Annotated in this window: 28 protein-coding genes; 11 read left to right on the top strand and 17 right to left on the bottom strand. The window is 57.9% G+C overall.

Annotated elements, in window-relative coordinates:
- Positions 1–55: 55 nt before the first annotated feature.
- From cysN to AO277_RS00680, 3 genes are all read right to left on the bottom strand, one after another.
- A complete protein-coding gene (gene cysN / locus AO277_RS00690) occupies positions 56–1,954 on the bottom strand; it encodes a sulfate adenylyltransferase subunit CysN (RefSeq protein ID WP_044317644.1) in 1,899 nt (632 codons plus the stop codon).
- A 10-nt stretch (positions 1,955–1,964) separates the two neighbouring features.
- Positions 1,965–2,882 (bottom strand): sulfate adenylyltransferase subunit CysD, encoded by a 918-nt coding sequence (gene cysD, locus AO277_RS00685; protein WP_002555071.1) that lies wholly within the window; start codon positions 2,880–2,882, stop codon positions 1,965–1,967.
- Positions 2,883–3,035: 153 nt separating this feature from the next.
- On the bottom strand, positions 3,036–3,794 hold the full coding sequence (locus AO277_RS00680) for a Nif3-like dinuclear metal center hexameric protein (protein WP_044317645.1): 759 nt from the start codon (positions 3,792–3,794) through the stop codon (positions 3,036–3,038).
- 111 nt (positions 3,795–3,905) lie between these two features.
- On the opposite strand from AO277_RS00680, the gene algW reads away from it, so the two are divergent.
- On the top strand, positions 3,906–5,066 hold the full coding sequence (gene algW, locus AO277_RS00675; protein ID WP_002555073.1) for a Do family serine endopeptidase AlgW: 1,161 nt from the start codon (positions 3,906–3,908) through the stop codon (positions 5,064–5,066).
- 670 nt (positions 5,067–5,736) lie between these two features.
- On the opposite strand, the gene hisC is transcribed toward algW, so the two are convergent.
- The 10 genes from hisC to AO277_RS00620 all read right to left on the bottom strand — a co-directional run bounded on the left by hisC (position 5,737) and on the right by AO277_RS00620 (position 13,737).
- Positions 5,737–6,789: a histidinol-phosphate transaminase gene (hisC, locus tag AO277_RS00670; protein WP_044317646.1), complete on the bottom strand. Its 1,053-nt coding sequence runs from the start codon at positions 6,787–6,789 to the stop codon at positions 5,737–5,739.
- The gene (gene hisD / locus AO277_RS00665; protein ID WP_004666188.1) at positions 6,789–8,135 is read right to left on the bottom strand and encodes a histidinol dehydrogenase; all 1,347 of its coding nucleotides are present in this window, start codon (positions 8,133–8,135) and stop codon (positions 6,789–6,791) included. Before hisD ends, hisC begins: the two co-directional genes overlap by 1 nt.
- A 124-nt stretch (positions 8,136–8,259) precedes the next feature.
- Positions 8,260–8,895 carry an ATP phosphoribosyltransferase gene (hisG, locus tag AO277_RS00660; RefSeq protein WP_044317647.1) on the bottom strand — a complete coding sequence of 212 codons (636 nt, stop codon included), beginning with the start codon at positions 8,893–8,895 and terminating at the stop codon, positions 8,260–8,262.
- 154 nt (positions 8,896–9,049) lie between these two features.
- Positions 9,050–10,315, bottom strand: a complete 1,266-nt coding sequence (gene murA, locus AO277_RS00650) for a UDP-N-acetylglucosamine 1-carboxyvinyltransferase (protein ID WP_002555078.1) — start codon at positions 10,313–10,315, stop codon at positions 9,050–9,052.
- Positions 10,316–10,337: 22 nt separating this feature from the next.
- Positions 10,338–10,577, bottom strand: coding sequence for a BolA family protein (locus AO277_RS00645; RefSeq protein ID WP_002555079.1), 240 nt, complete (start codon positions 10,575–10,577; stop codon positions 10,338–10,340).
- Between the two features lie 114 nt (positions 10,578–10,691).
- Positions 10,692–10,997, bottom strand: coding sequence for an STAS domain-containing protein (locus tag AO277_RS00640; protein WP_002555080.1), 306 nt, complete (start codon positions 10,995–10,997; stop codon positions 10,692–10,694).
- On the bottom strand, positions 10,994–11,644 hold the full coding sequence (locus AO277_RS00635; protein ID WP_002555081.1) for an MlaC/ttg2D family ABC transporter substrate-binding protein: 651 nt from the start codon (positions 11,642–11,644) through the stop codon (positions 10,994–10,996). Before AO277_RS00635 ends, AO277_RS00640 begins: the two co-directional genes overlap by 4 nt.
- Positions 11,645–11,663: 19 nt before the next feature.
- A complete protein-coding gene (gene mlaD, locus AO277_RS00630; protein WP_044317648.1) occupies positions 11,664–12,131 on the bottom strand; it encodes an outer membrane lipid asymmetry maintenance protein MlaD in 468 nt (155 codons plus the stop codon).
- Complete coding sequence (gene mlaE / locus AO277_RS00625) at positions 12,131–12,928, bottom strand: lipid asymmetry maintenance ABC transporter permease subunit MlaE (RefSeq protein ID WP_002555083.1); 798 nt, start codon at positions 12,926–12,928, stop codon at positions 12,131–12,133. The genes mlaD and mlaE overlap by 1 nt, the downstream gene beginning before the upstream one ends.
- Positions 12,928–13,737, bottom strand: a complete 810-nt coding sequence (locus AO277_RS00620; protein WP_044317649.1) for an ATP-binding cassette domain-containing protein — start codon at positions 13,735–13,737, stop codon at positions 12,928–12,930. Before AO277_RS00620 ends, mlaE begins: the two co-directional genes overlap by 1 nt.
- A gap of 304 nt (positions 13,738–14,041) precedes the next feature.
- Here AO277_RS00620 and AO277_RS00615 point away from each other — a divergent pair, with 304 nt between their 5' ends.
- From AO277_RS00615 to AO277_RS00570, 10 genes are all read left to right on the top strand, one after another.
- The gene (locus AO277_RS00615) at positions 14,042–15,016 is read left to right on the top strand and encodes a KpsF/GutQ family sugar-phosphate isomerase (RefSeq protein WP_044317650.1); all 975 of its coding nucleotides are present in this window, start codon (positions 14,042–14,044) and stop codon (positions 15,014–15,016) included.
- Positions 15,016–15,555 carry a KdsC family phosphatase gene (locus AO277_RS00610; RefSeq protein ID WP_004666191.1) on the top strand — a complete coding sequence of 180 codons (540 nt, stop codon included), beginning with the start codon at positions 15,016–15,018 and terminating at the stop codon, positions 15,553–15,555. The genes AO277_RS00615 and AO277_RS00610 overlap by 1 nt, the downstream gene beginning before the upstream one ends.
- A gap of 8 nt (positions 15,556–15,563) precedes the next feature.
- Complete coding sequence (lptC, locus tag AO277_RS00605) at positions 15,564–16,136, top strand: LPS export ABC transporter periplasmic protein LptC (protein WP_002555087.1); 573 nt, start codon at positions 15,564–15,566, stop codon at positions 16,134–16,136.
- Positions 16,123–16,671, top strand: coding sequence for a lipopolysaccharide transport periplasmic protein LptA (lptA, locus tag AO277_RS00600; protein ID WP_002555088.1), 549 nt, complete (start codon positions 16,123–16,125; stop codon positions 16,669–16,671). Before lptC ends, lptA begins: the two co-directional genes overlap by 14 nt.
- Entirely contained in the window at positions 16,672–17,397 is a 726-nt protein-coding gene (lptB, locus tag AO277_RS00595; RefSeq protein WP_002555089.1) for an LPS export ABC transporter ATP-binding protein, read from the top strand.
- Between the two features lie 182 nt (positions 17,398–17,579).
- Positions 17,580–19,073: an RNA polymerase factor sigma-54 gene (locus AO277_RS00590; RefSeq protein ID WP_044317651.1), complete on the top strand. Its 1,494-nt coding sequence runs from the start codon at positions 17,580–17,582 to the stop codon at positions 19,071–19,073.
- A gap of 75 nt (positions 19,074–19,148) precedes the next feature.
- Positions 19,149–19,457: a ribosome hibernation-promoting factor, HPF/YfiA family gene (hpf, locus tag AO277_RS00585; protein ID WP_002555091.1), complete on the top strand. Its 309-nt coding sequence runs from the start codon at positions 19,149–19,151 to the stop codon at positions 19,455–19,457.
- Between the two features lie 11 nt (positions 19,458–19,468).
- On the top strand, positions 19,469–19,933 hold the full coding sequence (ptsN, locus tag AO277_RS00580) for a PTS IIA-like nitrogen regulatory protein PtsN (RefSeq protein ID WP_044317652.1): 465 nt from the start codon (positions 19,469–19,471) through the stop codon (positions 19,931–19,933).
- A 2-nt stretch (positions 19,934–19,935) separates the two neighbouring features.
- Positions 19,936–20,793, top strand: coding sequence for an RNase adapter RapZ (gene rapZ, locus AO277_RS00575; RefSeq protein WP_044317653.1), 858 nt, complete (start codon positions 19,936–19,938; stop codon positions 20,791–20,793).
- Between the two features lie 16 nt (positions 20,794–20,809).
- Positions 20,810–21,082, top strand: coding sequence for an HPr family phosphocarrier protein (locus AO277_RS00570; protein WP_002555094.1), 273 nt, complete (start codon positions 20,810–20,812; stop codon positions 21,080–21,082).
- A gap of 184 nt (positions 21,083–21,266) precedes the next feature.
- Here AO277_RS00570 and AO277_RS00560 read toward each other — a convergent pair whose 3' ends face one another.
- The 4 genes from AO277_RS00560 to AO277_RS00545 are packed head-to-tail and all read right to left on the bottom strand — an operon-like array spanning position 21,267 to position 24,140.
- On the bottom strand, positions 21,267–21,878 hold the full coding sequence (locus AO277_RS00560; protein WP_044317654.1) for a superoxide dismutase: 612 nt from the start codon (positions 21,876–21,878) through the stop codon (positions 21,267–21,269).
- Between the two features lies 1 nt (position 21,879).
- The gene (locus AO277_RS00555; RefSeq protein WP_044317655.1) at positions 21,880–22,341 is read right to left on the bottom strand and encodes a DUF2753 family protein; all 462 of its coding nucleotides are present in this window, start codon (positions 22,339–22,341) and stop codon (positions 21,880–21,882) included.
- 34 nt (positions 22,342–22,375) lie between these two features.
- Positions 22,376–23,752, bottom strand: coding sequence for a class II fumarate hydratase (locus AO277_RS00550; protein WP_099258707.1), 1,377 nt, complete (start codon positions 23,750–23,752; stop codon positions 22,376–22,378).
- Positions 23,745–24,140, bottom strand: coding sequence for a hypothetical protein (locus tag AO277_RS00545; RefSeq protein ID WP_044317657.1), 396 nt, complete (start codon positions 24,138–24,140; stop codon positions 23,745–23,747). Before AO277_RS00545 ends, AO277_RS00550 begins: the two co-directional genes overlap by 8 nt.
- Between the last annotated feature and the right edge of the window lie 216 nt (positions 24,141–24,356).

The raw sequence follows: 24,356 nt of genomic DNA, 5'->3' as shown, positions 1-24,356 counted from the left end.
CGAAGAGGCCAATGCAGGCGCTGAAAACCATTGGGCTTTCACGCCTGCATGCGTATCAGATCACGCTGCGGCTGCGCAGCAGATCCAGCACCTGTTTAACGCTTTCTTCCAGGTTGAGTGTCTGCGTATCGATCACCAGATCGGCATTCAGCGGCACGTCATACGGAAAGGACTCGCCAGGAATGTTGTCGCCATCAGCGGCATACAGGCCTTGCGGGTCACGCTCGCGGCAGACTGCTGGCGACGCCTGAACATAGACGGTCAGCAGACGATCCTTGCCGATCAGCGCCTTGGCGCGCTCACGGCCCTCGGCATCCGGCGCCACAAAGGCAGCCAGGGTCAGCAGGCCCGCTTCGTTGAACTGGCGCGCCACGTGGGCGGCACGGCTCCAGTTCTCGGTACGCCCGGCACGGTCCTGTGGCAAGCCCTTGTTCAGGTCATGACGCAGGTTCTGACCGTCCAGCACATAGACCGCACGGCCCATGTCGAACAACTTACGCTCGACCGCATACGCCAACGTACTTTTGCCTGCGCCGGACAGGCCGCTGAACAATACGGTAGCCGGCTGCTGGCCGAAACGCTGCGCACGCTCTTCAGTCGAGACGTGGGCCAGCTCGCCATGATGCTGCGAGCCACCGCCTGAAACCGGCCTGGCAATGATCATGCCCGCGGCCACAGTGCCATTGGTCAGACGATCGATGACGATGAACGAGCCAGTGGTGGGGTTTCTGTCATAGCCGTCCAGCGCGATGGGCGCATCGAGGCTGACTTTGACGCGTCCGATCTCGTTCAACTGCAACGAGCTGGCAGGGCCTTCCTGCAGCGTGTTCACATCGACCCGATGAGTAATGCTGGCAATAGAGCCAGGCACATAGCTGGTAGCGCGCTTGATGTCGTACTTCTTGCCCGGCAGCATGGGCTCTTCGGCCATCCACACCAGCATCGCGTCGAACGCATCGCTGACCTGTGGGACGTTGTCGGCATGCACCAGCAGATCACCGCGGGAAATGTCGATCTCGTCTTCCATGGTCAGCGTCACGGCCTGCCCCGGACCGGCCTGCTCCAGCTCGCCTTCAAAAGTGACGATGGACTTCACACGGCTGCTCTTGCCCGACGGCAGCACGACGATCTCGTCGCCCTTGTGCACGATACCGCTGGCCAGCGTACCGGCGAAACCGCGGAAGTTCAGGTTTGGACGGTTGACGTACTGCACCGGGAAACGCAGGTCCGCATAGTTGCGGTCGCTGGCGATTTCGACGGTCTCGAGAATTTCCATCAGCGACTGGCCGGTGTACCAGGGCGAACGCTCGCTCTTGTTCACCACGTTGTCGCCCTTGAGCGCTGACATTGGAACAAACGCCATGGTGGTCGGCTTGAACGCGATACCCTCGGCGAACTTCAGGTAATCGGCCTTGATCGACTCGAACACGCCCTCATCGAAGCCGTTGAGGTCCATCTTGTTGATGGCGACGACGATGTGCTTGATACCCAGCAGAGAGGCGATATAGCTGTGACGACGGGTCTGGGTCTGCACGCCATAGCGCGCGTCCACCAGAATGATCGCCAGGTCACAGGTCGAAGCGCCGGTGGCCATGTTACGGGTGTACTGCTCATGGCCCGGTGTATCGGCAATGATGAACTTTCGCTTGGCCGTGGAGAAATAGCGATAGGCAACATCGATAGTGATGCCCTGCTCCCGCTCGGCCTGCAGACCATCCACCAGCAACGCCAGATCGACGTCATCGCCAGTGGTGCCGGACTTCTTCGAGTCCCGGGTGATGGCTTCAAGGTGATCTTCATAGATCATCTTCGAGTCATGCAGCAGACGCCCGATCAGCGTGCTCTTGCCGTCATCGACGTTGCCACAGGTAAGAAAGCGCAGCATTTCCTTGCGTTCGTGCTGGCCCAGGTAGGCGAGGATGTCCTCGCTGATCAAATCAGATTGATGCGACATGTGACACCCCTTAGAAATAACCCTGACGTTTCTTTTCTTCCATCGAGCCAGCGCCGTCATGGTCAATGACCCGGCCCTGGCGCTCGGAAGTTCGCGTCAGCAACATTTCCTGAATGATGTCGGTCAGGCTGGTCGCTTCGGACTCTACAGCACCGGTCAGCGGGTAGCAGCCGAGGGTGCGGAAACGGACCTTTTTCTTGACGATGCGCGACTTCTCTTCATCGGTGAGATGCTCGAGGATGCGCTCGTCGTCGATCATGATCAGCGTACCGTTCTTCTCGATCACGTCGCGCTCGGCGGCGAAGTACAGCGGCACGATAGGGATGCCTTCAAGGTAGATGTACTGCCAGATGTCCAGCTCGGTCCAGTTGGAGAGCGGGAACACCCGGATAGACTCGCCTTTGTTGACGTTGCCGTTATAGACATTCCACAGCTCGGGGCGCTGGTTTTTAGGGTCCCAGCGATGTTTGCTGTCGCGGAACGAATAGACGCGTTCCTTGGCCCGGGACTTTTCTTCGTCGCGCCGGGCACCGCCGAAAGCGGCATCGAAACCATGCTTGTCGAGCGCCTGCTTCAGGCCCTCGGTCTTCATGATGTCGGTATGTTTGGCGCTTCCGTGGGTGAAGGGGTTGATGCCCTGCGCCACACCATCGGGGTTGATGTGAGTGATCAGGTCCAGGCCCATTTCCTCGACCATCTTGTCGCGAAAACGATACATCTCCTGGAATTTCCAGCGAGTATCGACGTGCATGACCGGGAATGGCAATTTACCGGGGAAGAATGCCTTGCGCGCCAGGTGCAGCATCACGGCCGAATCCTTGCCGATCGAGTACAGCATCACCGGGTTATCGAACTCGGCGGCGACCTCGCGGATAATGTGGATGCTTTCCGCCTCCAGCTGTTTCAGATGCGTCAGTTTGTCAACCATGGCTACTCACGGATTGCGTTCGTTATGGACCGGGAAACCCCGGGGCGGCCTGCGGGCCGTATTCGAGCCGAGCACTTTAACATGCGTGATATCGCTAATCAGCGATGCAGCTAGATCGAAACGATCTATGCATATGCCCTGCTGTTTGATCGTTCAAATCGGGTTCGGGCAGTCGATGAAGATATGCTCGAGCGCAAAGCGTCGGGCCAGGTAATCACCCAGGGCCTGAACGCCATATCGCTCGGTGGCGTGATGACCGGCCGCGATGAAGCTGATGTCGTTCTCCCGTGCGCTGTGGAATGTCTGCTCCGACGCTTCGCCACTCAGGAACAGATCGACGCCTTCCCGCACTGCCTGATCAATGTAGTTCTGACCACCGCCCGTGCACCAGCCGACACGGCGAATCATCTGACTGCCTTCGATAAGCAATGGCTCACGCCCCAGCGCATCCTGCACGCGACGGGCAAAATCCCGCGGCGTCATGGGTTCGGACAACGAACCGATCAAGCCGACCACTCGCGAATTTTCGGGGTCCAGCGGGCCTTCGACAGTGATGTCCAACTGACGTGCCAGCTGCACGTTATTGCCCACTTCAGGGTGCACGTCCAGCGGCAGGTGGTAGGCAAGCAGGCTGATGTCGTGCTTGAGCAGAGTTTTCAGGCGACGCTGCTTCATGCCGACAACACAGGGGTTTTCGCCTTTCCAGAAATAACCGTGATGGACCAGAATCAGATCAGCCTGAGCCTCTACGGCAGCGTCCAGCAATGCCTGGCTGGCCGTCACGCCGCTGACGATGCGCATCACTTGAGGCCGACCCTCGACCTGAAGGCCATTAGGGCAATAATCCTGAATCCGGGCACTGTTCAGATAGCGGTCGGCTTCTTCGACCAGGGTGCTCAGGGCAACAGCCATAAAAGACTCCTAAATATGCAGTTCAGAGCTGCGTTGTACTCGTATAATGCCCGCCATTATGGCGCACCCGTGGCAAAACTTTCTGCGCCTGCAACCATCAGGACTTGTTAAATGTTCAAGGCACTGCGTTTTTTCGGCTGGCCATTGCTGGCTGGCGTGCTTATCGCCATGCTGATTATTCAGCGCTATCCGCAGTGGGTCGGCCTGCCGAGCCTGGATGTCAATCTGCAACAGGCTCCGCAGACCACCAACGTCATGCAAGGTCCGTCGTCCTATGCCGATGCGGTCATTGCCGCAGCGCCCGCGGTGGTCAACCTCTACACCACCAAGATGGTCAACAAGGGCAACAACCCGCTTTTCGAAGACCCGCAGTTCCGGCGCTTCTTCGGCGACAACACGCCCAAGCAGAAGCGCATGGAGTCGAGCCTTGGCTCTGGCGTCATGATGAGCCCCGAAGGCTACATACTGACCAATAACCACGTCACCACAGGCGCGGACCAGATCGTGGTGGCGCTAAAAGACGGCCGCGAAACCATTGCCCGGGTCATCGGCAATGACCCGGAAACCGACCTGGCGGTGCTCAAGATCGATTTGAAAAACCTGCCCGCGATTACCATCGCGCGCTCTGACAGCATTCGCATCGGCGACGTTGCACTGGCGATCGGCAACCCGTTCGGGGTCGGTCAGACCGTGACCATGGGGATCATCAGTGCCACCGGGCGCAATCAATTGGGCCTCAACACTTATGAAGACTTCATTCAGACCGATGCGGCCATCAACCCGGGTAACTCGGGCGGTGCGCTGGTAGACGCCAGCGGCAATCTGATCGGTATCAATACCGCGATTTTTTCCAAGTCCGGCGGCTCCCAGGGCATCGGCTTCGCTATTCCGACCAAATTGGCAATGGATGTCATGAAGTCGATCATCGAGCACGGTCAGGTCATTCGTGGCTGGCTGGGCATCGAAGTTCAACCGCTGACCCAGGAACTGGCCGAATCCTTCGGGCTGAAGGATCGTCCAGGTATCGTTGTGGCCGGCATCTTCCGCGACGGACCGGCGCAGAAAGCCGGCCTGCAACTGGGCGACGTGATCCTGAGCATCAATGGCGAACCTGCCGGCGACGGTCGTCGCTCGATGAACCAGGTGGCGCGCACCAAACCCAAGGACAAGATTGCTATCGACGTGATGCGCAACGGCAAGGAGATGCGCCTGAGCGCCGAGGTCGGCCTGCGCCCACCACCCGCCCCGACACCCGCCGCAGCGCCGGAGTGATGCGCCATTACCTGAAAGTGCGGTACAGCACAGATCTGTGACGCCGGGAATAAAGGGCATCCGGGCTTCTGCCCGAAGGGCGTGGGGGGGCGAGCTTGCTCGCGAAGAAAGTGTTTCAATCGATGCATTTTCGGCGCTAGTGCAGGCCCTTTCGCGAGCAAGCTCGCTCCCACAGATCCGGAGTGTTTTCAAACCATGCGAGACACTCACACAGGTCCTGGGTGTTTCAAGCCATGTGGATGCTCTGCGGCAGCGATGATCTTGTGGGAGCGAGCTTGCTCGCGAATACGGTGTTTCAGTCGATGCATTTTCGGCGCTTGTGCAGGCCCTTTCGCGAGCAAGCTCGCTCCCACAGGTCCGGAGTGTTTCAAGCCATGCGAGACACTCACACAGGTCCGAAGTGTTTCAAGCCATGTGGATGCTCTGCGGCAGCGATGATCTTGTGGGAGCGAGCTTGCTCGCGAAGGCGGATTACCTGATCAATGGAGTTTCAGCGGCTGCACGGGCTTCTTCGCGAGCACGCTCGCTCCCGCAGACCCGGAATGTTTTCGAGCCATTTGGATTACTCACATAGGTCGGCGGTGTTTCCAGGCCATGCGGATGCTCTGCGGCATCGATGATCCTATGGCAGCGCAAGGTCAGCCCGTTTTCGGGCTGACCGATCCGCGTCTCAGATATCGCTCAACCCTTCCAGCAACGCATGATGCTGCTCTGGCGTGCCGATGCTGATGCGCAGGAACTGGGCGATTCGCTGCTGTTTGAAGTGGCGAACGATGACGCCCTGCTCGCGCAGTTTCGCAGCCAGGGCTGCAGCATCGTGTTGCGGGTGGCGGGCGAAGATGAAGTTGGCTGCCGATGGCAGCACTTCAAAGCCTTTGCCCTGCAACTGTTCGACCAGCGCCTCGCGGCTTTCGATGACCTTGTTGCGCGTCGACTCGAAGTGCTCGCGATCCTCGAAAGCTGCCGCACCACCCACATTGGCCATACGGTCCAGCGGATAGGAGTTGAAGCTGTTCTTGACCCTCTCCAGCGCTTCGATCAGATCAGGATGCCCCACCGCCAGGCCGACACGCAGACCGGCCAGCGAGCGCGACTTTGACAAGGTCTGAGTGACCAGCAGGTTCGGGTAGCGATCAACCAGCGTGATCGCGGTCTCGCCACCAAAGTCGATGTACGCTTCGTCAACGACGACCACTGAATCCGGGCTGGCCTTGATAATCTGCTCGACCTTGTCCAGACCGAGCAGGCAACCGGTCGGTGCATTCGGGTTAGGGAAAATGATCCCGGCATTGGGTCTGGCGTAGTCTTCGGCACGAATCTGGAACTGATCGTCCAGCGCGATCATTTCGTAATCGATCCCGTACAGACCGCAGTAGACCGGATAGAAGCTGTAGCTGATGTCCGGAAACAGCAGCGGAGCATCGTGCTGAAACAAAGCGTGGAAAATGTGCGCCAGCACTTCATCCGAGCCATTGCCCAGGAACACCTGATTGGGCTGCACCTTGTAGTAATCGGCGACAGCGTGCTTGAGCAGGTCGCTGTTGGGGTCCGGGTACAGACGCAAGTCGTCGGTCAGCGCGGCACGCATGGCCTCGACAGCCTTGGGCGACGGGCCATACGGGTTTTCATTGGTATTGAGCTTGACCAGCCGGGTCAACTTCGGCTGCTCGCCCGGCACATAAGGCACCAGATCGCTGACGAAAGGACTCCAGAATTTGCTCATTATTTGCCGTCCTCTGTATTGCCTGCTTTCCAGTCGGGATCAGTAATTCGATATTCAGCACTGCGGGCATGGCCGCTAAGGGATTCGCCACGAGCCAGCACCGACGCTGTCTTACCCAGCTCGGACGCACCCTGCGGCGAGCAGTAGATGATAGACGAGCGCTTCTGAAAATCGTACACGCCCAGCGGCGAGGAAAAACGTGCCGTGCCGGAGGTCGGCAGTACGTGGTTGGGACCTGCGCAATAGTCGCCCAGTGCTTCGGAGGTGTGGCGCCCCATGAAGATCGCACCCGCATGGCGGATCTGTGGCAGCCAGGCTTCCGGATCGGCGACGGACAATTCAAGGTGCTCAGGCGCAATGCGATTGGCAACTTCGATGGCTTGCGCCATGTCTGCCACTTTTATCAATGCGCCGCGACCGTTGATCGACGTTTCGACGATAGCCGCGCGCTCCATGGTTGGCAGCAGACGCGTGATACTGGCGGCAACCTTGTCGAGAAAATCGGCATCCGGGCTGACCAGAATGGCCTGGGCATCTTCATCGTGCTCGGCCTGGGAGAACAGGTCCATGGCAATCCAGTCAGGATCGGTCTGGCCGTCACACACCACAAGAATCTCGGAAGGACCGGCGATCATGTCGATCCCGACCTGACCGAATACGTGGCGCTTGGCGGTGGCCACATAAATATTCCCGGGGCCGACAACCTTATCGACCTTTGGCACGCTTTCAGTGCCGTAGGCCAGCGCTGCCACAGCTTGCGCACCGCCGATGGTGAACACCCGGTCGACACCCGCAATACAGGCAGCGGCCAGCACCAGTTCGTTGATTTCACCACGCGGTGTCGGCACGACCATGACCACCTCGGTCACGCCCGCCACTTTGGCCGGAATGGCATTCATCAATACCGAAGACGGGTACGAGGCTTTGCCACCGGGCACATACAGGCCTGCGCGGTCCAGCGGCGTAACCTTCTGGCCCAGCACCGTGCCATCGGCCTCGGTATAGCTCCAGGAATCCTGTTTCTGTTTCTCGTGGTAGCTGCGCACACGCTCGGCGGCTTTTTCCAGCGCCTCGCGCTGGACCGGCGTGATGCGGGTCAATGCCAGTTCCAAGCGCTCGCGAGGCAGAATCAGGTCGGCCATCGACGCGACCTGCAGCCCGTCAAACTTCTGGGTGAACTCGACCAACGCCTCGTCGCCGCGCTCACGTACCGCCTTGATGATGTCGAGCACGCGCTGGTTGACCGAGTCGTCAGACACGCTTTCCCAGCTCAGCAGGTGATCCAGATGTCGTGCGAAATCCGGGTCAGCAGCGTCGAGTCGGCGAATTGCAGTGGGCGTGGTCATAGCGGGGGCCTCAATAATTGGCGGATGCTCAGGAGCCTAAAGCTACCAAGCTATCCGCGCAGGCACCTGAGAAATTTGGCTATGACACGGATAGCTGGACGCAACTCAACGTTGCGTGAATGAATCAGCTACGGTGTCGCGACTCCACTGCCTTGCGCAGGGTGTCGATGAGGGCCTGAATGCGTGCGTGCTGCATCTTCATGGAAGCCTTGTTGACTACCAGACGCGAGCTGATGGTAGCGATCAGTTCCTGAGGCTCAAGGCCATTGGCTCGCAAGGTATTACCGGTGTCGACTACGTCGATGATCTTGTCTGCCAGACCGATCAGCGGTGCCAGCTCCATGGAACCGTACAGCTTGATGATATCGACCTGACGACCCTGTTCGGCGTAGTAACGCTTGGCAACGTTGACGAACTTGGTCGCCACGCGCAGACGGCCCTTGGGCTCGACCGCACCGATGGCACCGGCAGTCATCAGCTTGCACTTGGCAATCTGCAGGTCCAGAGGCTCGTAAAGGCCCTGGCCGGTATATTCCATCAACACATCCTTGCCCGCGACGCCCAGATCGGCGGCACCATGCTCGATATAGGTCGGCACATCGGTGGCACGCACGATCAGCAGGCGCACATCGGCCTGAGTCGTGGGGATGATGAGCTTGCGGCTCTTGTCCGGATTCTCGGTCGGCACGATGCCCGCTTCAGCGAGAAGCGGCAGGGTGTCGTCAAGAATGCGGCCCTTGGACAGTGCGATGGTCAACATGGGAAACGTAAGTCCTTATCAGGAAACTTTTGTCACGACGCAAGCGGCGCATGACAACCCTCAAGCGTGTTCGGCCTGAAGTGAAACGAATCAGAAATCACACCCGCGACAGAACAGGCGGCCCCGATGCCAGTGGCATCAGGGCCACGCGCTACTAGCCCGGAACGCGGCGGATCTTGGCGCCCAGCATTTGCAGCTTCTCTTCGATGCACTCGTAACCACGATCGATGTGGTAGATGCGGTCGATCAGCGTGTCGCCCTGGGCAACCAGCGCAGAGATCACCAGACTGGCCGATGCACGCAGGTCGGTCGCCATGACTGGCGCGCCCTTGAGCACTTCGGTGCCGGTGACAATGGCAGTGTTGCCTTCAACCTGGATCTGAGCGCCCATGCGGTGCATTTCATACACGTGCATGAAGCGGTTTTCAAAGATGGTCTCGATGACCGCACCCGTACCTTCGGCAATCGCATTGAGCGAGATGAACTGCGCCTGCATGTCGGTCGGAAACGCAGGATACGGCGCGGTACGCACGTTGACAGCCTTTGGACGCTTGCCGTGCATGTTCAGCTCGATCCAGTCTTCACCGGTCGTGACTTCGGCACCGGCTTCCTGAAGCTTGAGCAGCACCGCTTCAAGGATGGTCGGATCAGTGTCCTTGACCTTGACGCGACCACCGGTAACGGCAGCGGCTACCAGATAGGTGCCGGTCTCGATACGGTCAGGCATGACCTTGTAGGTGGCCGGGCCCAGACGCTTGACGCCATCGATAGTGATGGTGTCGGTGCCTGCGCCGTGAATTTTTGCGCCCATCGCGATCAGGAAGTTGGCCAGATCGACAACCTCGGGCTCGCGAGCAGCGTTCTGCAGAACGCTGCGGCCGTTGGCGAGGCTGGCGGCCATCATGATGTTTTCAGTACCGGTCACACTCACGGTATCGAAGAAGAAGTTGGCACCACGCAGGCCACCCTCGGGTGCCTTGGCCTTGATGTAGCCACCCTCGACATCGATGATCGCGCCCATGGCCTCAAGACCGCGGATATGCAGATCAACCGGACGCGAACCAATGGCGCAGCCGCCTGGCAGCGCCACTTCGGCCTCGCCGAAGCGAGCGACCATCGGGCCCAATACCAGAATCGACGCACGCATGGTTTTCACCAGTTCGTACGGGGCGACCAGAGTCTTGATGGTGCGCGGGTCGATCTCGACGCTGAGCTTTTCATCGATCACAGGCTCGATGCCCATGCGACCGAACAGCTCGATCATGGTGGTGATGTCGTGCAGGTGGGGCAGGTTCTGAACAGTAACCGGCCCGTCAGCCAGCAATGTGGCGGCAAGGATCGGCAAGGCAGAGTTCTTTGCCCCGGAGATGCGAATTTCGCCATCAAGACGAACGCCGCCGGTAATAATCAATTTATCCATTAGAGTCTCGACACCAATTGGCTCAGGAACGCTCGGCCCATGCAGCGCGGCTGAAAAATTTCATGGTCACCGCGTGGATGCTGCCATCGGCAATCCAGGGGTTCAGATGGGTATAAATCTGTTGCTGACGCTTGACCGGACTCAGGCCGGCCAACTCGTCGCTGATAATATTCAGCTGGAAGTTGCAGCCTTCGCCTTCGACTTCCACTTTGATTTCCGGCAGCTTTCCTTCAAGGAAGCTTTTAACTTCTACGGCCTGCATGCTTAACCTCGATCGGCGCTGTACGCGCGCGGGTCTGCCATCATACAAAAAAGCCCATGTTATGCGAAGCCCGACAAGCAGGTCCCGGATAAAGGGCTTTTTCGATGACGCCTGTCAGTGGGTGTCCAGTAGCTCGGTCAGACCTGATACACGGGCTATCTGACGCATGTCTTCAGGCATCGAGCGGACAGTGATCGACTTGCCTGCCTCCTGTGCATCACGCATGAAAGCCAGCAGCAAGGCGAGGCCTACACTGCTGGATTTCTCGACGCCCGAGCAATCAAGTGTCAGATCGGCCAGATCACCCGACTTGATCAGCGCCGCACCCTGCTTGCGCAGCTGTGGCCCGGTGCGGTAATCCAGCACACCAATCAGCCTGAGCTCGCCAGGCCCGACGAGGCGGACGGCGGACTCTGTCATTGTGCAGGCTTCTGCGCAGCGTCTACGGTGGACTTGGTCTTGGCCACTTCGCCAGCCCAGTTGTTGATGGTGGTATCCAGGTTGTTGCCGTTGCGCTGCATGGCATCGGCGAACTGATCACGGAACAGCTTGCCGATATTGATACCGTTGATGACAACGTTACGCACTTTCCACTCGCCGTTCAGCTTGACCAGCGTGTAGGAAACCGGATAGATCGCGCCGTTATTGCCTTTGACCTGCATGTCAACGCTGGTGCGGTCATCGCCTTCGTCCTTGGCAGGTGCGACGGTGATGCCCTGGTTGTTGAATTCAAGCAAGGCATTGCCGTAGAACTGCATCAGGCTGCGCTTGAAGTTTTCCTCGAAACGCTTCACCTGTTCAGGGCTCGCCTTGCGGGAGTACTTCACGGTCATGATGCTTTTGGAAATGCCATCGGCATCCACGACAGGACCGACAATGCGGTTCAGTGCATCGTAGAAGGCACTCGGATTCGACTTGTACTGCTCACGGTTGGTCGCCAGGTCACTCAACAGCTCCTTGGTGGTACGTTCCACCAGATCGTGAGCTGAGGGCGTTGCCGCAGCGTTGGCCAGCATCGGCAAGGTGGCCAGCAATATCAACAGACCACGGCGCAGGATAGAGATCATTTAAAGCTCCTTACTTGGCTTACTTGGCGTCTTTGCTTACGGTATTGAGCAGGAATTTCCCGATCAGGTCTTCCAGCACAAGCGACGACTGCGTGTCATGAATGGTTGCACCGTCTTTGAGCAGCTTGTCATCGCCACCGACGCTGAGACCAATGTACTTCTCACCCAGCAGGCCAGCAGTCAGGATCGACGCCGTGGAATCGGAAGGCAGGTTATCGACCTTCTTTTGAATCTCCAGCGTGACGCGACCGGTGAAGGTGTCGTGATCCAGATCGATCGCCATCACCTTGCCGATCGTGACGCCAGCCATGCTTACCTTGGCTCTGACAGTCAAACCGGCAATATTGTCGAAGTAGGCATAAAGTTTATAAGTGTCGGTGCTCGCGCTCGTGCTCAGACCACTGACTCGCAGGGCCAGCAGGAGCAGAGCCAGTATCCCCGCCAGCAGGAACAGACCGACTCCGGTTTCGATGGCACGGTTTTGCATCAGAAATCTCCAAACATCAATGCGGTCAAAATAAAGTCCAGTCCCAGCACGGCCAACGAGGCGTAAACGACGGTTCTGGTCGTCGCGCGGCTGATCCCCTCGGAAGTAGGATCGCAATCGTACCCCTGGAAAACGGCAATCCATGTCACCACGAAGGCAAATACGACGCTTTTGATCACCCCATTGAGCACATCGTTCGTGAAAGAAACGCTGTTCTGCATGTTCGACCAGAAAGAACCGTCATAGACGCCCAGCCAATCGATCGCTACCCAGGAAGCGCCCCAGATACCGACCACACTGAAAATCATCGCCAGAATCGGCATCGAGATGAAACCTGCCCACAGGCGTGGCGCAACGATGTACTTGAGTGGATCGACACCGATCATCTCAAGGCTCGACAACTGCTCGGTGGATTTCATGTTGCCGATCTCGGCGGTCAGCGCAGAACCTGCACGCCCGGCGAACAGCAGGGCTGTAACCACAGGCCCCAGCTCACGCAGCAGGGTCAGTGCGACCATCTGGCCAACGGCCTGCTCGGAGCCGTACTTGGTCAGAATGCTGAAGCCCTGCAGCGCCAGCACCATGCCGATGAACATGCCGGACACCACGATGATGACCAGCGACATGACACCGACCGAATACAGCTGCCTTACCAGCAGTTGAAAACTGCTGCCCGCACCGCCGCGGCCAAGCAGGGCGTTTACCAGAAACAGACCGGAACGGCCCAGAACAGTAACAATATCAATGGCCGAACGCCCTAACAGGCGTACCCGGTCCATCAGTGACTTATTGCGCATCAGCGCTTCCCCAATAGATCTTCGCGAAAATCCGGCGCCGGATAGTGGAACGGTACAGGGCCATCAGGCTCGCCGGTCATGAATTGACGAATGCGTGGGTTGTCCGAGGACATCAGTTCTTCAGGCGTGCCCTGCCCCAGCACCTGCCCGCCACCCACTACATAGAGATAGTCGGCAATGCTCGCTGTCTCGCTGAGGTCATGGGACACCACGATACTGGTGATGCCCAATGCGTCGTTGAGCAAGCGGATCAGGCGTACCAGCACGCCCATCGCAATCGGGTCCTGCCCTACGAAGGGCTCGTCATACATGAGAATCTGCGGATCGAGAGCGATGGCCCGGGCCAGCGCGACACGACGCTTCATACCACCCGACAGTTCATCGGGCATCAGTTCGACCGCACCGCGCAGGCCCACAGCCTGAAGCTTGAGCAGCACGATGTCGCGGATCATTTCTTCCGGCAGTTCAGTGTGCACGCGCAAGGGAAAAGCGACGTTTTCGAAAACGTCCAGATCGGTAAACAGTGCTCCGCTCTGAAACAACACGCCCATCTGCTTGCGAGCATCGAACAGATCACTGCGCGACAGCTCAGGCAGGTTCTGACCATTGACCCACACCTGCCCTTCGCTTGGACGCAACTGAGCCCCCATCAAGCGCAGCAAGGTAGTCTTGCCACAACCGGACGGCCCCATGATCCCGGTGACCTTGCCCCGCGGAATACGAATATCAACGTTATTGAAAATGCTGCGCGTACCGCGTTTGAAAGACACACCTTTCAACTCGACCGCATAGGCGTCATCAGGGCTCATCTAAACTCCTTGCGATACAGCCTCCGCCCTCAGCCGTCGGTTCTTGGAGGCCGACCAGCTGTCCAGGCGCGCCGAACAGGCCGCGAACTATACCACCGCCGCCACCCGCCCCCAAGAAGAGAACCGAGCGGTTCAGGTAATCGTTGAATTATTCTGTACCACAATGTTATGGCATCAGGCGTGGATACAGACCCTCAAGTGCGTAGGAAATTCGTTTAAAAACAACACAACGACGATCAGACGTGAGGGAATCGTTCATTACCGCTATAATCGCCGCCTTTCAGCAGGCTGACCCTTTCCAGACATGAACCAATCCAGTGACCTGATCCAATCGGCGCAACGCACCATTCGCCTTGAGATAGAAGCCATACAAGGCTTGCTTGAACGTCTTGACGGCGATTTCGTGCGCGCGTGCGAAATGATCCTCGCCAGCAAGGGCCGAGTTGTTGTGGTCGGCATGGGCAAGTCCGGACACATCGGCAACAAGATTGCCGCCACACTGGCGAGCACGGGCACTACCTCTTTTTTCGTGCATCCAGCTGAAGCCAGTCATGGCGACATGGGCATGATCACCCGCGATGACATCATCCTGGCCCTGTCGAACTCCGGCAGCACCCACGAGATCGTGACCCTGCTGCCGCTGATCAAGCGCCTGGGCATAAAGATGATCAGCCTGACCGGCGACCCCGAGTCCGTTCTGGCCAAGGCTGCCGACATCAATCTCAACACCCACGTCGTGCATGAGGCCTGCCCGCTCAATCTGGCACCGACCTCTTCGACCACCGCGGCACTGGTCATGGGCGACGCTCTGGCCGTGGCGCTGCTGGACGCACGGGGTTTCACCGCTGAAGACTTTGCATTCTCCCATCCGGGCGGAGCGCTGGGTCGTCGCCTGCTGCTCAAGGTTGAGAATGTCATGCACTCCGGCGACGCACTGCCCAGCGTTCAACGCGGCACGCTGCTCAGGGATGCGCTGCTGGAAATGACCCGCAAGGGCCTGGGCATGACCGCGATTGTCGAAGCTGACGGCACACTGGCCGGTATCTTCACCGACGGCGATTTGCGCAGAACGCTGGACCGCCCCGTCGATATTCGCCAGACCATCATTGATGAAGTCATGACCCTTCACGGCAAGACGGCCCATGCAGAAATGCTGGCCGCCGAAGCGCTGAAAATCATGGAGGACAACAAAATCAGTGCGCTTGTTGTCGTAGACCAGTACGACCGGCCGGTTGGCGCGTTCAACTTGCAGGATCTTTTGCGCGCAGGCGTCATGTAATGGAAACCGAAACGATGACCCAGGACCTCATGCAACGCGGCAAGGCTATCAAGCTGGCCGTTTTCGACGTCGATGGCGTACTGACCGACGGCCGCCTTTACTTCATGGAAGATGGCAGCGAGATCAAGACATTCAACACTCTCGACGGCCAAGGCATAAAAATGCTGATAGCCTCAGGCGTCACAACAGCCATTATCAGCGGCCGCAAGACTGCGATAGTCGAGCGCCGGGCAAAGAGCCTGGGCATTGAACACCTGTTTCAGGGACGTGAAGACAAGTTGGTAGTACTGGACAAACTGCTCGCAGAACTCCAGCTTGGTTACGAACAAGTCGCCTATCTGGGTGATGATCTGCCAGACTTGCCAGTCATCAGGCGCGTCGGTCTGGGCATGGCGGTTGCCAATGCCGCGAGTTTTGTACGCGAGCATGCACACGGAATAACCAGAGCGCGGGGCGGCGAAGGTGCGGCACGCGAATTCTGCGAACTGATTCTGAGTGCGCAAGGCAACCTTGAAGCGGCTCACTCCGTCTATTTATAGAAGCCATTATGTTCACTAAAAAAATTCGCAAGTTCCTGCTGCTCGGGGTACTGGCGCTGCTGCTGGCAGCGGTCGGTTACTGGAACATCAGCCCGGAAAGTTTTATGGATCAGCCGGTGTCGACCGTTGACGACACGGTCATCGACTACTATGCGATCAATGCCCACAGCGTGCAGTACCTGCCCGATGGCACGCTTCAGTACGACATGACCTCCGACAAAGTCGAGCACGTGAAAGCCACTGACGTGACCCTGTTGACCACGCCCGACCTGCACATGTACCGCGGTGGCGAGTTTCCATGGCACGTACAGAGCAAGAAAGGCGAAGTTTCGTCCGGCGGCGACCAGGTCGAGCTGATCGATTCCGTTCGTGTCGAGCGTACCGATGAAAAACAACGTACGACTATTATCACTACCAGTCGAATGACCGTATTCCCTCAGAAGCAATATGCGCAGACCGAGCAAGACGTTAGAATCGACGGCGCCGGCGGTGTGACTACGGCCAAGGGAATGAAAGCATATTTGAAAGACAGCAGGATGGACCTGCTGTCCAACGTAAGAGGACAGTATGAGGCTCGTTAAAACTCTTCCTTTATTGCTCGGCCTGGGCGCAGCACTGGGAAGCGCGAGCGCCTGGTCCCTGCCAACCGACCGCGATCAGCCGATCCACATCCAGTCTGACGATGCTCAGCTCGATGACAAGAAAGGCGTAGCAACCTACAAGGGCAACGTCATCATCACCCAGGGCTCGATGAAGATCACCGGTAACACTGTGACGATCACGCGTAATGCCCAGGGCGAAGTGGATGTGTTCACCTCTGTCGGCAATCTGGCCTATTACGAGCAGAAGCCTGCCGTAGACAAACCGATTGTGCAGGCCTATGCCGTCACTATTCAGTACTACGCCGGGCAGGACCGTATCGTCCTCATCGACAAGGCCAAGGTCATCAATGATGGCAATACTTCCGAAGGCGAGAAAATCGTTTATGACACGGTCAGACAGGTCGTCAGCGCCGGTCGGGCCAATGGCGGTGCCAAGGTGACCACACCACGTCCGCGTATCGACATGGTCATCCAGCCGAAAAAGAAAACCGACCAACCTCAGAAGGCCCAGTAAATGGCGACGCTCAAAGCCCAGCATCTGGCTAAAAGCTACAAAAGCCGGCAGGTCGTGCGCGATGTGAGCATTTCCATCGACAGCGGCCAGATCGTCGGCCTGCTGGGCCCCAACGGTGCCGGCAAGACCACCTGCTTCTACATGATCGTAGGTCTGGTCCAGGCTGATCAGGGTCGCGTGCTGATTGACGATCTGGATGTCAGCCATCAACCCATGCACGGTCGCGCCCGAGCCGGCATCGGCTACCTGCCGCAGGAAGCCTCGATTTTCCGCAAGCTTTCAGTGTCCGACAACATCATGGCGATTCTCGAGACCCGCAAGGAACTCGATGCCGGAGCACGCCGCAAGGAGCTCGAAAGCCTCTTGCAGGAGTTTCACATCACCCACATTCGCGACAACCTGGGCATGAGCCTGTCGGGCGGCGAGCGCCGCCGCGTGGAAATTGCCCGCGCCTTGGCCACTGCGCCGAAATTCATCCTGCTGGATGAACCTTTCGCAGGCGTAGACCCTATTTCGGTAGGTGATATCAAGCAGATCATTCACCACCTCAAGGCCAAGGGTATCGGCGTACTGATCACCGACCACAACGTCCGTGAAACGCTGGACATCTGCGAAACTGCCTACATCGTCAACGATGGACAGCTGATCGCAGAAGGCGATTCCGAGACCATTCTGGCGAATCAACTGGTAAAAGAGGTCTACCTCGGCCACGAATTCCGCCTTTAATCGACTGCCCTTTGCGCTTAGCGGCCGGTTGATGCCAGTGCAGTGTGTTGACAATATTTTATTTGTCATACCACTCTAGGCAAAGGTACAGGTTTCAGGCATATAATTTGCTTAAGTTGGCGCTCCGGCGCCTGTAGTAGATGGCGCATGAGCGCCGGCGAATAAGGTGTTTAGCCCCTGCCATGAAACCATCGCTAGTTTTGAGAATGGGCCAGCAGCTGACGATGACACCGCAGCTGCAACAGGCAATCCGCTTACTCCAGCTTTCCACACTGGACCTCCAGCAGGAGATCCAGGAGGCGCTGGAATCGAACCCCATGCTGGAACGGCAGGAAGAAGGCGACGACTTCGACAACTCCGACCCGCTTGCCGACAACATCGAACAAAAGCCCAACCCCGACGTTCAGGAACCGACCTACCAGGAATCCGCGCCTACCGTGGATAACCTTGAAGACGGCGAATGGAACGAGCGCATTCCCAACGAACTGCCCGTCGATACCGCATGGGAAGACATCTACCAGACCAGCGCCAGCAGCCTGCCAAGCAACGATGATGACGAGTGGGACTTCACCACACGCACATCTGCAGGCGAAAGCCTGCAAAGCCACCTGCTGTGGCAATTGAACGTCGCCCCGATGTCCGACAAGGACCGCCTGGTGGCGGTTACGCTGATCGACTGCATCAACAACCAGGGCTATCTGGACGAAACCCTCGAGGAGATTCTCGAGTCTTTCGATCCCGAGCTGGACATCGAACTCGACGAAATCGAAGCCGTATTGCACCGCATCCAGCAGTTTGAGCCGGCAGGCATCGGCGCCCGAAACCTGAGCGAATGCCTGCTCCTGCAGCTTCGCCAGTTGCCAGCCAAAACACCTTGGCTGATGGAAGCGCAACGGTTGGTCACCGACTACATCGACCTGCTGGGAAGTCGCGATTACGGCCAGTTGATGCGGCGCATGAAGCTCAAGGAAGACGAGCTGCGCCAGGTCATCGAGCTGGTCCAGAGCCTCAACCCGCGCCCTGGCTCACAAATCGAATCCACAGAAGCCGAGTACGTCATTCCCGATGTAATCGTGCGCAAGGACAACGAGCGCTGGCTGGTCGAGCTCAATCAGGAGTCCGTACCGCGCCTGCGCGTCAATCCGCAATACGCAGGTTTTGTACGCCGGGCCGATACCAGCGCAGACAACACCTTCATGCGCAATCAGTTGCAAGAGGCGCGCTGGTTCATCAAGAGCCTGCATAGCCGCAACGAGACACTGATGAAGGTCGCCACCCAGATCGTCGAACATCAGCGCGGCTTTCTTGAGTACGGCGACGAGGCGATGAAGCCGCTTGTCCTGCACGACATTGCCGAGGCAGTGGGCATGCATGAATCGACCATCTCGCGCGTGACCACCCAGAAGTTCATGCACACGCCACGCGGCATTTACGAGCTGAAATACTTCTTCTCGAGCCATGTGAGCACTTCCGAGGGCGGTGAATGCTCGTCCACGGCAATTCGCGCAATCATCAAAAAACTGGTTGCGGCGGAAAATCAGAAAAAGCCGTTGAGTGATAGCAAGATCGCTGGTTTACTGGAGGCACAAGGCATTCAAGTAGCCCGTCGCACAGTCGCCAAGTACCGCGAGTCACTCGGGATAGCGCCTTCCAGTGAGCGCAAGCGGCTGATGTGATGCAGGCCCAGCCACAGCGTCCCAGAGACAGGAGCCATGCCTGCCTCTTTATGCACTGGCAAAGGAGAAAGCTGTATGCAAGTCAACATCAGTGGACACCAACTGGAAGTGACCAAACCCCTTCGTGAATACGTTGAGCTCAAGCTCAAAAAGCTCGAGGGGCATTTTGACAAGATTACCAACGTGCAGGTCACGATGACGGTCGAAAAGCTCAAGCAGAAGATCGAAGCCACGTTGCACATCCATGGTGGAGAGGTCGTTGCCAATGCTGAACATGACGATATGTATGCTGCCATCGACCTGCTCACTGACAAGCTAGACCGACAATTGCTCAAGCATAAGGAAAAGCAGCAAAGCATCCTCAAAGGTGCGGCCGCTCGCTAACGCCCATTTAAATGATCCGAATTGAAAATATCCTGACCCCCGGCCGCTCCCTTGTGAACGTGCCGGGTGGCAGTAAAAAGCGTGTACTCGAAGAAATTGCCAACCTGATCGGTCGTGAAGTACCGGGCATGGTTTCGGAGACAGTATTCGCAAGTCTTGTTGCCCGCGAAAAACTGGGTTCAACCGGTTTCGGCAACGGTATTGCCATCCCTCATTGCCGCCTTGCTGACTGCAGCGAGCCTGTCAGTGCAGTCATTCACCTCGCTACCCCCGTGGATTTCGACGCCATCGATGGCGCGCCGGTTGACCTGCTGTTTGTATTGCTGGTCCCGCAAGCCGCTACTGATGAGCACCTGGAGTTATTGCGCCAGATTGCCAGCATGCTTGATGACAAAGATGTGCGTAAGCGCCTGCGCAGTGCCAAAAGTGCCGAAGCGCTTTATCAAGTGGTGCTGGACGTGCAGAACGGAAACTGAACATGAGCATGATCATCGTCAGCGGCCGTTCCGGCTCGGGTAAAAGTACAGCCCTCGACGTGCTGGAAGACAACGGTTTTTACTGTGTCGACAACCTGCCTGCCGGACTGCTGCCGGAACTGGCCGAGCGAGCGCTGATCAATACTGAACTGGCCGAGCCCTTGCTGGCGGTGTCCATCGATGCGCGAAACCTGCCCAGTCACCTGACCCGCTTTCCGCAAATGCTGGATGAAGTCCGCTCACGCAACATCCAGTGCGACGTGCTTTACCTGGATGCGGATGAAGCAACCCTTCTCAAGCGTTTCTCGGAAACCAGGCGTCGTCATCCTTTGAGCACGGCAGATCGTTCGCTGGCCGAGGCGATACGCGACGAGACAACGCTGCTGGGCCCGATCATCGATCTGGCTGACCTGAAAATCAACACCACCCACCTGAACCTCTATCAGTTGCGCGACGCACTCAAGCTTCGCCTGCTGAACAAGCCCGAGCCAGGCACTGCGTTTCTGATCGAATCCTTTGGTTTCAAGCGTGGCATGCCCGTCGACGCAGATCTGGTATTCGATGTGCGCTGCCTGCCCAACCCGTACTGGAAGCCTGAACTGCGCGACCACTCCGGGCTTGAACAACCAGTTATCGACTACCTGTCGGTGCAACCCGATGTGGAAGAGATGTTTCAGGACATCTTCGCTTATCTGAACAAATGGTTGCCCCGGTTTGCAGCCAGCAACCGTTCTTACGTTACCATTGCCATTGGCTGCACCGGCGGACATCACCGCTCTGTCTACCTGACCGAACGGCTCGGCCAGGTCTTGCAACAATCACTCAAGAACGTTCAGGTTCGCCACCGCGACCTTAGCTGAAAGGATTTTCACTGCGATGCCCGCTCGTCAAATCACCATCATCAACAAATTGGGCCTGCATGCCCGCGCTGCCGCCAAATTCGTCGGCGTCGCAGGCAAGTTCCCTTGCACGATCAGGGTTGGCCGCTCTGAGCAGACCATGGTCGATGGTAAAAGCATCATGGCCGTGATGATGCTGGCGGCAGGCAAAGGCACCGAGATCCATCTGAAAACCGAAGGCGAATTCGAGCAGGAAGCGCTCGATGGCCTGGTTGAACTGATCAACAACAAGTTTGATGAGGGCGAGTAAACCCTCAAATACGTCCCTTCCAAGATCACCAGCAGTGCATCCGCAACCAGCTCAAACCGTGAGCAATCAGTAACGCCATACCTACCAACAGCAGCCCGGTGCCTACGACGAGCCGCAACAACCGCACACCGCTGAGAGCGAATATTCCTGAGCGCATAAGCTGCCTTGAGCCCGGTTACGGGAGTCAGGCCAGAGCGGCCTGATAACGTCGAGACACTTCATCCCAATTGATCACGTTGTAGAACGCGTTGATGTATTCGGGGCGACGGTTCTGATAGCGCAGGTAGTAAGCGTGCTCCCATACATCCAGACCCAGAATCGGCGTATTGCCATTCATCAACGGGCTGTCCTGATTACCGCTGCTTTCAACCACCAGCTTTTTGGCGGGGGTGACGCTCAGCCATGCCCAGCCGCTGCCGAAACGGGTCAATGCGGCTTTGGTAAACGCTTCCTTGAATCTGTCGTAGCCACCCAGCTGCTCGTCGATGGCCAAAGCGACAGGGCCTTTGGGCAAACCGCCTCCGCCTGGCACCATCAACTCCCAGAACAACGAATGATTCGCGTGACCGCCACCCTGGTTGATGACCGCCGGACGCAGGTTTTCAGGCAACTGCTTGATGCTGGCCACCAGCTTCTCGACGGACCAGTCAGCAAACTCGGTGCCTTCGATCGCAGCATTAAGGTTGTTGATGTAGGTCTGGTGATGCTTGGTGTAATGGATCTCCATGGTTTGCGCATCGATGTGCGGCTCCAGGGCATCGTATGCGTAAGGCAGTGCAGGCAAGGTATAAGGCATTTCAATGTGCTCCGTAGAAAAGTCCGGAAGTGGCTGCCGAGTGGCGCTGCAACGATGAGCGCGTGTGCTCGCTGCTGCTGTTCAACAACCGATGAGTGCGCGGGTATTCGCCGTGTTCACTGATAAAGCTCAGCAACTCGGCGTAGGTTTTGCTGCTGTGGCGCAAGGCTGCCTCACGGAGCGCCGGAGGAAAACGCTGATCCTGCATGGTCCGCAATAGATGTTGATGAATGGCACACAGGTATTCAGCGCTTTCCTCAGGCTGACCGAGGCTCAGGTGCAGGTCCGCCAGGTTGTGGTGAGAAATCACACAGGCCGCGACGGCCTCGTCGACATCCGCCCAACGCTCGAACAACACTTGCGCCAACGCCAGCGCCTGAAGGTAAAGCTCGCGGGCTTCGACCCACTCGCCCAGATTGAAACAGCGATTGGCCTGCTCGATAGTGCGTTTCCAATGCTGCATGGTCATACCTCCAGAGGACGTTGGCTGGCTGGAATCAAATACCGCCAGCGGTGAGTTTTTCAGGGTTGAGCAACACTTCCAGTTCGCTACGTTGCAAATCAGTGTGCTCAAGGGCGACGTCAATGACCGGACGGCCCTGCTTGTAAGCGGTCTTAGCGATTTCGGCGGCTTTCTGATAGCCAATGATCGGGTTGAGGGCCGTCACCAGAATCGGATTACGCGACAGCGCTTCCTTGAGCTTGGATTCATTGACCTTGAAGCTCGCAATCGCTTTGTCAGCCAGCAGCCGACTGGAATTGGCCAGCAGCTCGATGCTGCTGAGCAGGTTCTGGGCGATGATCGGTAGCATCACGTTAAGTTCGAAGTTGCCGGACTGCCCCGCCACGGTAATCGTCGCGTCGTTGCCGATCACTTGCGCGGCAACCATGGCGGTGGCTTCCGGAATGACCGGGTTGACCTTACCCGGCATGATCGATGAGCCCGGCTGCAATGCCTCCAGCTCGATCTCACCCAGCCCTGCCAGTGGCCCCGAATTCATCCAGCGCAGGTCGTTGGCAATTTTCATCAGCGATACCGCCGTGGCCTTGAGCTGGCCGGATACCGCGACCGCGGTGTCCTGCGAACCGATCAACGCGAACAGGTTCTTGCCAGGTGCGAATTGCACACCGCTCAACGTGCTCAACTGACGACTGAAACGAGCCGAAAACTCAGGATGCGCGTTGATCCCGGTACCGACTGCGGTGCCGCCCTGTGCCAGTGACTGAAGGCTCGGCTGGAGACCTTGCAGATGCTCGACGTTGGCGCGAATCTGCTGTGACCAGCCGTTGAGCACCTGGCTCATACGCACGGGCATGGCGTCCATCAGATGCGTACGACCAGTCTTGACGAAGGCATGGACCTGCTCGGCTTTGTGTTCGGTCACTCGCACCAGATGGGCCAGCGCAGGCAGCAGTTGTTCGTGCAGAGCCAGTGCAGCGCTCACATGAATCGTGGTCGGGATAATGTCGTTGCTGCTCTGCCCGCAGTTGACGTGGTCATTGGGGTTGACCTCTTCGCCCAGCACACGCGTGGCCAGCGTGGCGATCACCTCGTTGGCGTTCATGTTGGTACTGGTGCCGGAACCGGTCTGAAAGATATCGACCGGAAAATGCGCCATGTAGTCACTGGCCAGCAGGTCTTTCACGGCACTGAAAATCGCCCTGCTCTGCCCCTCGCTGATCTGCTCCAGCTCCAGGTTCGCCTGCGCTGCAGCCGCCTTGGCCAGCAACAGGGCACGAATGAATTGCCGCGGCATACGTTGATGGCTGATCGGAAAGTTTTCCACCGCACGCTGAGTCTGCGCGCCGTAAAGGGCCTCGACCGGGACCTGTAGCTGGCCCATGCTGTCGCGTTCGATACGGGTATTACTCATCGCAATGTCCTTGCACCAGTTCAGAGAGGGAAAAAGAGGGCTGTAGCACGCAGGTCGCCAGTTGATGAACACAGGCTTGCCAGCGCTGACGCCGCGCAGGCGTGGAGGCGATTGCCTGTAAATCACGCAGTGGACGCCAGGCCTGATCCAGACACAGGCAGCGCCAGTGCCACGGCAATGCCGTATCGCGTGCGGTGTCTATCAAAAGACGGAAAGTGGTTTCGGCAATCATGGGCTGGGGCGTGGCAGTAAAACGCGCCAGATAGCGCCCTTCGGCGAGGTAATGCTCGATCAGCCGAGGCTCGTCGGGCTCAAGGGCGCAACGAATCCGCAGACTCAATCCACGCCAGTTTTCCAGATAAGACAGCTCGTGCAGAACGGACCCCATGACCACAGCTCATCTTAATAATGATATTCATTATTAAATGATATAAAGAATCATTACAAGCGCGATCTTGAGCGAGTGCGTCATACACAGGTGCTGAGATGCCCGCTTTGCTGCCGGTTCCCGGCAGTTCGGACGAGTCCGCTCCTACAAAACCTGAATATCGCGGACCAGCGTAGGGCTGCTTCGGCCCGGAGGGCGTGGGAGCGGACTTGTCCG

The organism is Pseudomonas amygdali (genome assembly GCF_002699855.1).
In the GTDB taxonomy this organism is placed as follows: Bacteria; Pseudomonadota; Gammaproteobacteria; order Pseudomonadales; family Pseudomonadaceae; genus Aquipseudomonas; species Aquipseudomonas amygdali.
Note: the sequence above shows the minus strand (reverse complement) of the source record. Positions and strands in the feature narration are given on the sequence as shown.